Below are 12,195 nucleotides of genomic sequence, written 5' to 3'. Positions count from 1 at the left end.
AAGGTGCCGCTGATGACAGACGATCTGATGAAGAGGGGTGGCGGCCCGGAAGGTCATGCCGACGCTTCCGGCCGCCACACCGATCAAGTGGTGTTCGGGGTCACGGCCGCCATCACGCTGGCGTTCGTGATCTGGGGCTGGGCAGGCACGGACTCGCTGGAGAGCGTGTCCACCAAGATGCTCAACGGCCTGATCCACAACGGCGGCTGGGCCTTCATGCTGGCCGCCTCCGGTTTCGTGGTCTTCGCGCTGTGGCTCGCCATCAGCCGCTACGGCCGCATCCACCTGGGTGCCGAGGGCGAGGAGCCCGAGTTCCGCACGGTGTCTTGGGTCGCGATGATGTTCAGCGCCGGCATGGGCATCGGCCTGATGTTCTACGGCGTCAGCGAGCCGCTCGCGCACTACACGACCCCGCCGCCCGGCACGGACCCCGCCAACTCCGGGGAACGCATGGAGACGGCGATGGCCACCACCCTCTTCCACTGGACGCTGCACCCCTGGGCGATCTACGCGGTGGTGGGACTGGCCATCGCCTACAGCACCTTCCGCAAACGCCGCCGCCAGACCATCAGCGCGGTGTTCACCCCGCTGATCGGTGAGAAGCACGCCAACGGCACCGGCGGGCGGGTGATCGACATCCTCGCGATCATCGCCACCGTCTTCGGCTCCGCGGCCTCGCTCGGCCTCGGCGCGCTCCAGATCGGCTCCGGCTTCCGGGAGCTGGACTGGATGGACGACGTGAGCACCGGCCTGCTCGTCGCGATCATCGCCGTGCTCACGCTGGCGTTCGTCGCCTCGGCCATCTCCGGCATCGAGCGTGGCATCCAGTGGCTGTCCAACATCAACATGGTGCTGGCGCTGGTCCTCGCGGTCTTCGTGTTCATCGCGGGCCCCACGATCATCGTGCTCGACCTGGTGCCGACGTCGATCTTCGCCTACCTCGGTGACCTGCCCCAGCTCGCCGGCCGCACCGAGGCCAGCGGCGGCGAGGGCGTCGCGGACTGGCTGGGCAGCTGGACGGTCTTCTACTGGGCCTGGTGGATCTCCTGGACGCCCTTCGTCGGCATGTTCATCGCCCGCATCAGCCGCGGCCGCACCATCCGGCAGTTCGTCGGCGGCGTCATCCTCGTGCCCAGCACCGTCAGCCTCATCTGGTTCGCGATCTTCGGCGGTACGGCCATGAAGGTCAAGGAAGGCGGCGGGCTCGGCGGCGAGGACACGCCCGAGGGCCAACTCTTCGGCCTGCTCCAGGAGTTCCCCATCGCCACGGTCACCAGCCTGCTCGTGATGATCCTGGTCGGCATCTTCTTCGTCTCCGGGGCCGACGCCGCCTCCATCGTGATGGGCACGCTCTCCCAGAAGGGCGCCCTCGAACCCGGCCGGTTCGTCGTGGTGTTCTGGGGTGTGGTGACCGGCGCCGTCGCCGCCATCATGCTGCTCGTCGGCAGCGGCCAGGGCGACGCGCTCACGGGCCTGCAGAACCTCACGATCCTGGCCGCCGCGCCGTTCGTGCTCGTGATGATCGGCATGTGCTTCGCCCTCATGCGCGATCTGCGCCGGGACCCGGTCATCGTGCGCGGCGAGATGGGCTCCGAGGCCGTCGAACTCGCCGTGATCGCCGGGCACAAGGAGTACGACGGCGAGTTCGAGATCAAGATCGGTCCGGGCGCGGGCACCGAGGCGGAGGGCGACCCGCTGGGGCACGACCACGTCTGAGTGACGCGCACGCGCGGGGCGGAGGCGAGTAGGAACGCCTCCGCCCCGCGCGCCTTCACGCCCCCTCTTTACGGCGACAACCTCGGCCACCTGTCCGTTTCGCATGCCGGGACGTAGCGGAATATGTCATGCCGCGCTCATATCGGTCCCGCTCTGGGGATACTCACAGCATGTCTGCCGCGTACGCGACCTTCGGCCTGGCACCGGCGATGCGTGCCGGTGGCGTCCTCGCCAACGGTGACTTCCAGGTGCACCGGGACTTCGTGGACTTCATCGTCGACGGACGCCCGCTGCTGTTCCAGCTCTCCGACCTCGACGCCGTCTCCCCGCTCGCCTCCGACGTCCCGCCCGCCATCTTCACCGCACAGGTCCGCAGCCTGCTGCTGGAGGCGGAACCCCCGCTGCCGGGCGGGCGGTACGTCATCTACGGCTGCCCCGAATGCGCGGACCTCGCCTGCGGCGCCGTCACCGCGGTCATCGACAAGGAGGACGACGACTACATCTGGCAGGACTTCGCCTGGCAGACCGACGAACACGCCGACCTGGAACTCAACGGCTACCACGGCATCGGCCCCTTCCGCTTCCAGGGCGCCGAGTACCGCGCGGCCCTGGGCGCCCTGCTCCAGGGCACCGCGGAGGCACCCCGCCGCCGGGTGCTCCTCATCGGCGCCCGCGTCGCCCTCCTCGCCAAGCTCGCCGCCGCCCTGCGCACCATCGGCATCGGCGCCGACATCACCCACGAACTCGGCGACGTCCCCGCCGACGAACTGCGCGCCTACGGCGCCGTCGCCTTCGGCCGCGGCATCGGCGGGGAACAGCGCGCCGCCGTACGCCGCGCCTTCACCGACGCCGGGGTGGAGGTGGCGTACGTCGACGGCCTCGCGCCGATCGTGCCGCTGCTCGTGGCGCAGATCGAACACGCCCTGGACCGCAGCCCCGTCGAACAGCGTCGCCTGACCCGGCTCGTCGCCGCCGACGGCGAGGCCGGCGTCGAGGTCACCTCGCCGTGCCGGGTACGTCTGACCGCGTACCGCCTCGACCGCCTCTACCGCACCCACACCCACGAGGTCTTCGACGGCATCCTGGAGGCGGGCCGGCACCGCATCACGCTGGACGCGAAGGCGGTGAAGGGGGAGTCGTTCGTCGTGGCGAGGACGTCCGGGAGCGTGCTGGTGGAGGCGATGGCGAGATGAAACGAAGGTGCCCGGGGCCCGGCGGGGCGATTAGGATCGCCCTCTGTGACTGCCACCCTCGTCGCCAAGAACCTCGCCGCCGGCCACGGTGACCGCTCCCTGTTCAGCGGGCTCGACCTCGTCGTCGCACCCGGAGACGTGATCGGCCTGGTCGGGGCCAACGGCGCGGGCAAGTCCACGCTGCTGCGCCTGCTCGCCGGGCTGACCGCGCCGGAGGAGGGCGAGCTACGGCTGTCCCCGCCGACGGCGACCGTCGGTCACCTCCCGCAGGAACCGGAGCGGCGCCCCGGCGAGACCGTACGGCAGTTCCTGGCCCGCCGCACCGGAGTCGCCGAGGCCCAGCGGACCATGGACGAGGCGACCCAGGCCCTCGTGGACGGGGCGCCGGGCGCGGACGACGCGTACGCCACGAGCCTGGAGCGCTGGCTGGACCTGGGCGGCGCCGACCTCGACGAGCGGGCGGAGGAGACCGCCGACTCGCTGGGCCTCGCCGTGGACCTGGACCAGCCGATGACCTCGCTGTCCGGCGGCCAGGCGGCCCGCGCCGGACTGGCCTCGCTGCTGCTGTCCCGCTACGACGTCTTCCTGCTGGACGAGCCGACCAACGACCTCGACCTCGACGGCCTGGAACGCCTGGAGGCGTTCGTCTCCGGCCTGCGCGCCGGCACGGTGGTCGTCAGCCACGACCGCGAGTTCCTCACCCGCACGGTCACCAAGGTCCTCGAACTCGACCTCGCCCAGCGGCAGATCAACCTCTACGGCGGCGGCTACGAGGCGTACCTCGAAGAGCGCGACGTGGCCCGCCGGCACGCCCGCGACGACTACGAGGAGTACGCCGACAAGAAGGCCGCCCTCCAGGACCGGGCCCAGATGCAGCGCTCCTGGATGGACAAGGGCGTCAAGAACGCCCGGCGCAAGGCGAACAACGACAACGACAAGATCGGCCGCAAGTTCCGCAGCGAGGCCAGCGAGAAGCAGGCCGCCAAGGCCCGCCAGACCCAGCGCATGATCGAGCGCCTGGACGTCGTCGAGGAGCCCCGCAAGGAGTGGGAACTGCGCATGGAGATCGCCTCGGCGCCCCGCTCGGGCGCCGTGGTCGCGACCCTGCGCGACGCCGAGGTACGACGCGGCGCCTTCACCCTCGGCCCGGTCTCCCTCCAGATCGACTGGGCGGACCGCGTGGCCGTCACCGGCGCCAACGGCGCGGGCAAGTCCACGCTGCTGGGCGCCCTGCTGGGCCGCGTCCCGCTGACCGCGGGCCAGGCGTCGCTCGGCTCCGGCGTGCTGATCGGCGAGGTCGACCAGGCCCGCAAGCTGTTCCACGGCGAGGAGTCCCTGCTCGACGCCTTCTGCGCGGCCGTCCCCGACACCGAACCGGTCGAAGTCCGCACCCTCCTGGCCAAGTTCGGCCTGAAGAGGGACCACGTCCTGCGTTCCGCCGCCACCCTCTCGCCGGGCGAGCGGACCCGCGCCGCCCTCGCCCTCCTCCAGGGCAGGGGCGTCAACCTGCTGGTCCTGGACGAGCCCACCAACCATCTCGACCTGCCGGCCATCGAGCAGCTGGAGTCGGCCCTGGACGCCTACGAGGGCACGCTGCTCCTGGTCACCCACGACCGGCGCATGCTCGACGCGGTCCATCTCACCCGCCGCCTGGACGTCGCCGACGGCAAGGTGACGGAACGCTAGAACGCCCCGTCGCCCCACACACGAAAGGGCCCGGCCCCTCCGAGTCGTACCGGAGGGGCCGGGCCCTTTGTCGCGTCGGCGCCCCTTTCGGGGGTCGGGTCAGCGCTTGCCCTTCTTCGGGTCGAGCAGACCCGCGCGGCGCAGCGCGTCGGCCATGGCGCTGTTGGCCGGCGGCGGCGCCTGACGGGAAGCACCACCGCCCTGACGGGAACCGCCACTGCCCTGACGGGAACCGCCGCCTCCGCCTCCGCCGCGGCCCTGCCGCTGCTGCGGCGGACGCCCGCCGCGCTGACGGCGCTCGCCGCCGCCCCCGCCCTGCTGGCCCTGGCCGGCGGCTTCGTCGTCGAGGCGGAGCGTCAGAGAGATCCGCTTGCGCGGGATGTCGACGTCGAGGACCTTCACCTTGACGATGTCACCGGGCTTCACGACGTCCCGCGGGTCCTTGACGAACGTCTTCGACAGCGCGGAGACATGCGCGAGACCGTCCTGGTGGACACCGACGTCGATGAACGCGCCGAACGCCGCCACGTTCGTCACGACGCCCTCCAGGACCATCCCGGACGTCAGGTCGGAGATCTTCTCCACGCCCTCCTTGAAGGTGGCCGTCTTGAAGGCGGGCCGCGGGTCGCGCCCGGGCTTCTCCAGCTCCTTGAGGATGTCCGAGACCGTCGGCAGACCGAACGTCTCGTCCACGAACTCGTTCGGCTTCAGCGAGCGCAGCACGCCCGTGTTGCCGATGAGTGAGGCCACCTCCTGGCCCGAGGTCTTCACCATGCGCCGCACCACCGGATAGGCCTCCGGGTGCACGCTGGAGGCGTCCAGCGGGTCGTCGCCGCCGCGGATGCGCAGGAAGCCCGCGCACTGCTCGTACGCCTTCGGGCCGAGCCGCGCCACGTTCTTCAGCTGCGAGCGGGACATGAACGGGCCGTTGGAGTCCCGGTGGGACACGATGTTCTCGGCGAGCCCGGAGGTGATGCCGGAGACGCGGGCGAGCAGCGGCGCGGAGGCGGTGTTGACGTCGACCCCGACGCCGTTCACACAGTCCTCCACCACCGCGTCCAGCGAGCGCGACAGCTTCACCTCGGACAGGTCGTGCTGGTACTGGCCGACGCCGATCGACTTCGGGTCGATCTTCACCAGCTCGGCCAGCGGGTCCTGGAGCCGGCGGGCGATCGAGACGGCACCGCGCAGCGACACGTCCATGTCGGGCAGTTCCTGGGAGGCGAAGGCGGACGCCGAGTACACCGAGGCGCCTGCCTCGGACACCATCACCTTGGTGAGCTTCAACTCGGGGTACTTGGTGATCAGTTCACCGGCGAGCTTGTCGGTCTCGCGGGACGCCGTGCCGTTGCCGATCGCGATCAGATCGACCGCGTGCTCCTTCGCCAGGCGCGCCAGCTTGGCGATCGCCTCGTCCCACTTGTTCGCCGGGACGTGCGGGTGGATGACGTCCGTCGCCACGACCTTTCCGGTGGCGTCGACGACGGCGACCTTCACACCCGTGCGGAAACCGGGGTCCAGGCCCAGCGTCGAGCGGGTGCCGGCCGGGGCGGCGAGCAGCAGGTCGCGGAGGTTCTTCGCGAACACGTCGACCGCCTCGTCCTCGGCGGCGGTGCGCAGCCGCAGCCTGAGGTCGATGCCGAGGTGCACGAGGATCCGGGTCCGCCAGGCCCAGCGGACCGTGTCCGTCAGCCACTTGTCGGCGGGACGCCCGCGGTCGGCGATCTGGAACTTGTGGGCGACGATCCCCTCGTACGACGAAGGACCGTCGGTCTGCTCCTCGGGCTCCAGGACGAGGTCGAGGACCTCCTCCTTCTCGCCGCGCAGCATCGCCAGGATGCGGTGCGAGGGCAGCTCCGTGAACGGCTCGGCGAAGTCGAAGTAGTCGGCGAACTTCGCGCCCGCCTCCTCCTTGCCCTCGCGGACCTTCGCGGCCAGCCGCCCGCGCACCCACATGCGCTCACGCAGTTCGCCGATGAGGTCGGCGTCCTCCGAGAAGCGCTCCGTCAGGATCGCCCGGGCGCCGTCCAGGGCGGCCTGCGGATCGGCCACGCCCTTGTCGGCGTCCACGAACGCGGCGGCCGCGGCCAGCGGCTCGACCGTCGCGTCACCGAGCAGCCCGTCGGCCAGCGGCTCAAGGCCGGCCTCGCGGGCGATCTGCGCCTTGGTCCGCCGCTTGGGCTTGTACGGCAGATAGATGTCCTCGAGCCGCGCCTTGGTCTCGGCGCCGCGGATCCGGGCCTGAAGCTCCTCGGTCAGCTTGCCCTGCTCGCGCACCGAGTCGAGGATCGCCGTCCGCCGCTCCTCCAGCTCACGCAGATAGCGCAGCCGCTCCTCGAGCGTGCGCAACTGCGCGTCGTCGAGCATCTCGGTCGCTTCCTTGCGGTAGCGGGCGATGAAAGGCACCGTCGAACCGCCGTCGAGCAGCTCCACGGCAGCCTTCACCTGCCGCTCCCGTACGCCGAGCTCCGCGGCGATCCTGCCTTCGATGGACCCTACGAGGGGTGTCGTCACGATCCCGTCCCGCCTTCTCACTGAGGTTGCGCGGCAATTGTGGCAGGTGACACCGACAACCGGGGATCAGGGCACCAACCCGGCCCGTCGCGCCATGCATTTCAGCCCGTCCGGCGTTTGAGGACGAGGCCGTTCGGGCCGAAGCGGGGTCTGGGGAGGCAGCCCCAGGGGTTGAAGGGGCGGAGCCACTGGATGGGGGTCCCCCCTGCTCGAGCGAAGCCGAGAGCTTGGGGGAGGGACGGGTAGGGGCGGCGGGGGCGAGAATCCGCGCCTCAGCCCTTGCCGAGCAGATCGGCCGGGAACGCCCCCGCCGTCACCGCGGCCCCCGCGAACCCGGCCCCGAGCTCGGTCAGCCGCGCGACGCCCTCCGCCCCGAGGTGCTCGTACGGCGCCCGGTCCAGGCGGTCCGTCTCGGACTCGATCTCCTTGCGCAAGGCAGTGCCCTGGTCCGTCAGTTCACCGCCCGCGTCCAGCAGACCGCGCCCGCGCAGGCGCTCCGACGCCGCGTCCCAGTCCTCCTGCGTCCAACCGCGCGTGGAGAAGATCCACTTCGGCGTCATGCCCTTGCCGGTCGCCGTGTGGGTCACCACCGCCTCCAGGCCGTCGAGCCCGGCAGCCATCAGCACGGCGAGATGACCGTCTCCCCGGTGCTCACGCAGCAGTGTCGTGGCATGGAAGAACGCCAGATGCGGCTCCTCGGGCACCGGCAGATCCGCGTGCGCCGAGTACAACGGCCGGGCGCTGCGCGAACACGCCTCGGTCGCCCGCAGCGCGAGCTGCGCGGCCTCCGTCATCTCCGCCGACGCCGGAGTCTCCTCGCCGAGCAGCCGCCGCAGTGCCGAGTCGACCGCACGCACGCGTGCCGCGAGCACGTCCTCGGGGGAGGCGATCGCCCACACGGCGGGGACGTGCCGGGCGACCAGCTCGTGCTTGTAGTTGTAGAACGTCGCCGTCACCGCGCCCGCGCCGACCGGCCCCAGCGCGGCGGCCCGTACCGCGAAGTTGACGGCCCTCGGGTGCGTGATCCCGAGAGCGGCCAGTTCCCTGCCCAGCTCGGGAGCGAAGTACGACGTCGCGTGCAGGGAGTTGAGCATGTTGTGGCAGCGGCGGCCGGCACGGGGCTCAAGGGCGGCAGTAGTCATGCCCGGCAGGTTACCAACCGCTTGGTACGTCGCTCGGGTCCGAGCGCATGATGGCAGAAAAGGTGGGGAGCCCGTCATTGCGGCCACCGCGTAGGCGCCGAAGAATTGAAGGCATGGCGCAGCGAACCGTTCTCTTCGTACTCTTCGACGCGGTGCAGAGCCTCGATGTCACCGGGCCGCTCGAGGTCTTCATGGGGGCCGAGCAGCACGCTCCGGGCACGTACCGCATCCGCACCGCCTCCCTGGACGGCGCTCCCGTACGCACCTCCAGCGGCCTGACCCTCGTACCGGACCAGGCCCTCGACGACCCGCTCGACGCGCACACCCTCGTCGTCCCCGGCGGCCAGGGCACCCGCACCCCGGACCCCGCCCTGGTCGGCTGGCTGCGCGAGCACGGCCCCCGCGCCGAGCGGCTGGTCTCCGTCTGCACCGGCGCGATCCTGCTCGCCGCCGCGGGCCTGCTGGACGGCCGCCGCGCCACGACCCACTGGGCGTACTGCGACAAGCTCGCCCGCGACCACCCGGACGTCGAGGTCGACCCGGACCCCATCTATGTGCGCGACGGACACGTCGCCACCTCCGCCGGTGTGACCTCCGGCATCGACCTCGCCCTCGCCCTGGTCGAGGAGGACCTGGGCCGGGACGTGGCCCTCGGCATCGCACGCCACCTCGTCGTCTTCCTGCGCCGGCCCGGGAACCAGGCCCAGTTCAGCGCCCAGCTCGCCGCCCAGACCGCCCAGCGGGAGCCCTTGCGGGACGTCCAGCGCTGGATCACCGAGCACCCCGACGCCGACCTCACCGTCGAGTCCCTCGCCACCCGCGCGAGCCTCTCACCGCGCCACTTCGCCCGCGCCTTCCAGACCGAGACCGGCATGACCCCCGGCAGGTACGTCGACCGGGTCCGCCTCGAACACGCCCGCCGGCTCCTGGAGGACACCTCCGACGGCGTCGAGGAGATCTCCCGGGCCAGCGGCTACGGCACCCCGGAAGCCATGCGCCGGGCCTTCGTCAGGGCCCTCGGCGCCGCCCCGGCCGAGTACCGCCGCCGGTTCCGCCCGGCACCCGCCCGCTGAACCCACCGACCGAGCAGCACCGCAACCGAAAGGCAGACCCATGCAGATCGCGATGGCCCTCTACGACCGATTCACCGCCCTCGACATCGTGGGGCCCTACGAGGCACTGAGCCGGCTCCCGGACGCGGAGGTGGTCTTCGTCGCCGAGACCGCGGGACCCGTGCGGGCCGACACCGGGTTCCTGGCCATCACGGCCGACAAGGCCCTCGCCGACGTTCCGAGTCCCGACATCGTCGTGGTGCCGGGCGGCCCCGGAACGTTCGCCCAGATCGAGAACGAGACCTTTCTGGACTGGCTGCGGACCGCCGACGGCACGAGCACCTGGACGACCTCCGTCTGCACCGGCTCGCTGCTCCTCGCCGCCGCCGGCCTCCTCGACGGCCGCCGCGCCACGACCCACTGGCTCACCCTCGATTTCCTGGCGCAGTACGGCGCCGAGCCCACGGGCGAGCGGGTCGTGCCCGACGGCAAGTACGTCACCGCGGCCGGTGTCTCCTCCGGCATCGACATGGGCCTGGCCCTGGTCGGGAAGATCGCCGGCGACGAGCACGCACAGGCCGTGCAGCTGCTGACCGAGTACGATCCGCAGCCGCCCTACGACGCCGGATCGCCGCAGAAGGCGCCCGCGCACCTCGTCGAGGAGTTCCGCACGAACAGCAGGTTCAGCCTGGCGTAGGCACGCTCCAGGTGAACCGGGGCTGCCTGCGCTCCAGGAACGCGGCGACCCCCTCCGCGGTGTCGCCGCTTCCGCGCGCCTGCTCCGTCCAGTGCGCGTCACGGTCCGTGCGCCCGTTCGCGAACTCCTTCGCCGCGGCCTGCGTGAGCTGCGAGCGCGACGCCAGGACCCGGGTGAAGTCCGCCACCCGCTTGCCGAGTTCGCCCTCCGGCAGCACCTCGTCCACCAGGCCCGTCCGCAGCGCCCGGGCCGCGTCGATCAACTCGCCCGAGAACAGCAGGTACTTGGCCGCGGCCGGCCCCACCAGCGACACCAGCCGCCGGGTGGAGGACGCCGGATACACGATCCCGAGCTTCGCCGGCGTCACCCCGAACAGCGACCCCTCCTCGGCGAACCGCAGATCACAGGCCGCCGCCAGCTGCGAACCACCGCCCACACAGTGCCCCCGGATCGCGGCCAGCGTCGGCTTCGGGAACGCGGCCAGCGCCTCCTCGGCGGCCACCGCCAGCTCTTGCGCCTCCTGGGGAGACCCCTGCAGCGTGCTGATGTCGGCGCCCGCGCAGAACGTCCCGCCCTCACCGGTCAGCACCAGGACCCGTACGGCGGGGTCGGCGGCCAGTGTGTCCAGCAGCGGGGGCAGCGCGCGCCACATCGCGGCCGTCATCGCGTTGCGCTTGGCCGGATGGTGGACGACGACGGTGGCCACCGAGTCGGTGACCTCGTGCAGCAGCTGGGGCTCCATGCGGCGGATGCTATCCGCTTGCGCCGAACGGCCGATCACGAAGGGCCATGAAGTCGATCACGACCCAGGGTTCGAAGAGGGGCAGAAGGACACGAACGATCCAGGAGGCGCCGATGGCAAGGTCCACCAAGCCCACGGGCGAGGCGGCGAAGCTCCAGCGCGGCTTCGGCCTGCTCGCCGCCCTCGGCGTACTGCTCGTCATCGGCGGGGTGATCGGGCTCCTGTACACCGCCTTCGCGACCCTGACGACGATGCTGCTGTTCGGCTGGCTGCTGCTGGTCGGCGGGCTCGTCGGCCTGCTGCACGCGGTCCAGGCGCGCGGCACCAACTTCTTCTGGCTCGGCGTGGTGGTCGCGGCACTGAACATCGCGGCCGGCGTGGTGGTGATCCGCAGACCGGAGGCGACGGCAGAGGCGCTGGCCATGTTCGGTGCCCTTCTGTTCCTGACGGGCGGGCTGTTCCGGCTGGCCGGCAGCCTGGTGGTGCGCGGGCCGCAGATGGGCTGGACCCTGCTCCAGGGTGCCTTCGACCTGTTCCTCGGCATCCTGGTGCTGAGCGTCTGGCCCAGCAGCCGCTATGTGATGGGCACGCTCTTCTCGCTCGCCCTGCTCTTCGACGGGCTCGGCCTGCTCGCGACCGGCTTCGGCGGCCGCCGGGTCGTCGGCATGGTCTCCGAGGGTGCCGGCAAACCCGTACAACCCGAATAGTTCCCCAAGGTTGCACCAGCTGCACAGGAGCGGTCCCACAACTGACCGCGTCATACGCCAACGGTCAGAAACGCTCGATATCTGCTGACTTCTGTTCAGTTCAACGGTCCGGACCTGCGCGTTACCAACACTCGAGTTGTGGTGACAATCGAGCGCGAGGGTGGCGACCGGACGATGGAGAACCACGGGCGCGGGTCAGGCCCACGCCCAGCAGACGGCGCGAACGAGCCCGTCGATCCGCGGCCGCCGAATGCCCTGCCTTACGAAGGCGTCTGGAGGTTCACCGCCCCCGCGGTGGACGCCTCCGTCCCGCAGGCCCGGCACGCCGTCCGGGACCTGCTGTACCGCCAGGGCGTACCGGTCTCGGACGACCTCGTCCAGGGACTGCTGCTGATCGTCTCGGAGCTGGTCACGAACGCCGTCCGGCACGCGGCGCTGCTGTCGCCGATGCTCGCCGTGGAGGTCGCCGTCGGTGCCGAGTGGCTGCGGGTGTCCGTGGAGGACAACCACCCCTACCGCCCGACCGCCCTGGAGGCCGACCACGGCCAGACGGGCGGCCGGGGGCTGCTCCTGGTGCGCGAGGTGGCCCGGGAGGCGGGCGGTGTGTGCGACGTCGAGCACACGGCGAGCGGCGGCAAGGTGATCTGGGCCGCCGTGCCGCTCAAGCCCGTGCACGTGCCCTAGGGGGTGTCCGCCGGACCGTCCCGCGTCCGCCGGACCGTCCCGCGTCCGCCGGACCGTCCCGC

At 71.4% G+C, this 12,195-nt stretch carries 10 protein-coding genes; 7 read left to right on the top strand and 3 right to left on the bottom strand.

Translation table 11 applies throughout. The features are described from left to right. Positions 1-12 precede the first annotated feature (12 nt). From CP983_RS06535 to CP983_RS06525, 3 genes are all read left to right on the top strand, one after another. Positions 13-1,716 carry a BCCT family transporter gene (locus CP983_RS06535; protein ID WP_150498896.1) on the top strand — a complete coding sequence of 568 codons (1,704 nt, stop codon included), beginning with the start codon at positions 13-15 and terminating at the stop codon, positions 1,714-1,716. A 170-nt stretch (positions 1,717-1,886) separates the two neighbouring features. Beyond that, on the top strand, positions 1,887-2,909 hold the full coding sequence (locus tag CP983_RS06530; protein WP_150498895.1) for an oxidoreductase: 1,023 nt from the start codon (positions 1,887-1,889) through the stop codon (positions 2,907-2,909). A 45-nt stretch (positions 2,910-2,954) separates the two neighbouring features. Next, a complete protein-coding gene (locus tag CP983_RS06525; protein ID WP_150498894.1) occupies positions 2,955-4,595 on the top strand; it encodes an ABC-F family ATP-binding cassette domain-containing protein in 1,641 nt (546 codons plus the stop codon). 99 nt (positions 4,596-4,694) lie between these two features. Here the strand turns inward: CP983_RS06525 and CP983_RS06520 are convergent, their stop codons facing one another. Both CP983_RS06520 and CP983_RS06515 read right to left on the bottom strand, forming a co-directional pair. Further along, the gene (locus CP983_RS06520) at positions 4,695-7,109 is read right to left on the bottom strand and encodes a Tex family protein (RefSeq protein ID WP_150498893.1); all 2,415 of its coding nucleotides are present in this window, start codon (positions 7,107-7,109) and stop codon (positions 4,695-4,697) included. Between the two features lie 272 nt (positions 7,110-7,381). Continuing rightward, positions 7,382-8,251 carry an SCO6745 family protein gene (locus tag CP983_RS06515; RefSeq protein ID WP_167537663.1) on the bottom strand — a complete coding sequence of 290 codons (870 nt, stop codon included), beginning with the start codon at positions 8,249-8,251 and terminating at the stop codon, positions 7,382-7,384. A gap of 113 nt (positions 8,252-8,364) precedes the next feature. Between CP983_RS06515 and CP983_RS06510 the strand changes: the two genes are divergently transcribed. Together CP983_RS06510 and CP983_RS06505 are read left to right on the top strand one after the other, a co-directional pair. Further along, positions 8,365-9,324: a GlxA family transcriptional regulator gene (locus CP983_RS06510; RefSeq protein WP_150498892.1), complete on the top strand. Its 960-nt coding sequence runs from the start codon at positions 8,365-8,367 to the stop codon at positions 9,322-9,324. A 40-nt stretch (positions 9,325-9,364) separates the two neighbouring features. Next, positions 9,365-10,000: a DJ-1/PfpI family protein gene (locus CP983_RS06505; RefSeq protein ID WP_107908257.1), complete on the top strand. Its 636-nt coding sequence runs from the start codon at positions 9,365-9,367 to the stop codon at positions 9,998-10,000. Here CP983_RS06505 and CP983_RS06500 read toward each other — a convergent pair. Continuing rightward, positions 9,987-10,742 (bottom strand): enoyl-CoA hydratase/isomerase family protein, encoded by a 756-nt coding sequence (locus CP983_RS06500; protein ID WP_150498891.1) that lies wholly within the window; start codon positions 10,740-10,742, stop codon positions 9,987-9,989. The two genes, CP983_RS06505 and CP983_RS06500, sit on opposite strands and share 14 nt — an antisense overlap. 113 nt (positions 10,743-10,855) lie before the next feature. Between CP983_RS06500 and CP983_RS06495 the strand changes: the two genes are divergently transcribed. Then, positions 10,856-11,449 carry an HdeD family acid-resistance protein gene (locus tag CP983_RS06495; RefSeq protein WP_150498890.1) on the top strand — a complete coding sequence of 198 codons (594 nt, stop codon included), beginning with the start codon at positions 10,856-10,858 and terminating at the stop codon, positions 11,447-11,449. Between the two features lie 174 nt (positions 11,450-11,623). Further along, positions 11,624-12,133, top strand: a complete 510-nt coding sequence (locus tag CP983_RS06490) for an ATP-binding protein (protein WP_125525340.1) — start codon at positions 11,624-11,626, stop codon at positions 12,131-12,133. Positions 12,134-12,195: the final 62 nt, after the last annotated feature.

The organism is Streptomyces chartreusis (genome assembly GCF_008704715.1).
In the GTDB taxonomy this organism is placed as follows: domain Bacteria; phylum Actinomycetota; class Actinomycetes; order Streptomycetales; family Streptomycetaceae; genus Streptomyces; species Streptomyces chartreusis.
The sequence above is the reverse complement of the archived record's forward strand: the minus strand, read 5'-3'. Positions and strand labels throughout refer to the sequence as shown.

What these genes read in the sequence shown, in the direction of transcription:
- CP983_RS06505 (WP_107908257.1), top strand. Translation starts at nt 9,365, where the DNA reads ATGCAGATCGCGATGGCCCTCTACGACCGATTCACCGCCCTCGACATC.
- CP983_RS06500 (WP_150498891.1), bottom strand. Translation starts at nt 10,742, where the DNA reads ATGGAGCCCCAGCTGCTGCACGAGGTCACCGACTCGGTGGCCACCGTC.
- CP983_RS06515 (WP_167537663.1), bottom strand. Translation starts at nt 8,251, where the DNA reads ATGACTACTGCCGCCCTTGAGCCCCGTGCCGGCCGCCGCTGCCACAAC.
- CP983_RS06495 (WP_150498890.1), top strand. Translation starts at nt 10,856, where the DNA reads ATGGCAAGGTCCACCAAGCCCACGGGCGAGGCGGCGAAGCTCCAGCGC.
- CP983_RS06510 (WP_150498892.1), top strand. Translation starts at nt 8,365, where the DNA reads ATGGCGCAGCGAACCGTTCTCTTCGTACTCTTCGACGCGGTGCAGAGC.
- CP983_RS06490 (WP_125525340.1), top strand. Translation starts at nt 11,624, where the DNA reads ATGGAGAACCACGGGCGCGGGTCAGGCCCACGCCCAGCAGACGGCGCG.
- CP983_RS06535 (WP_150498896.1), top strand. Translation starts at nt 13, where the DNA reads ATGACAGACGATCTGATGAAGAGGGGTGGCGGCCCGGAAGGTCATGCC.
- CP983_RS06530 (WP_150498895.1), top strand. Translation starts at nt 1,887, where the DNA reads ATGTCTGCCGCGTACGCGACCTTCGGCCTGGCACCGGCGATGCGTGCC.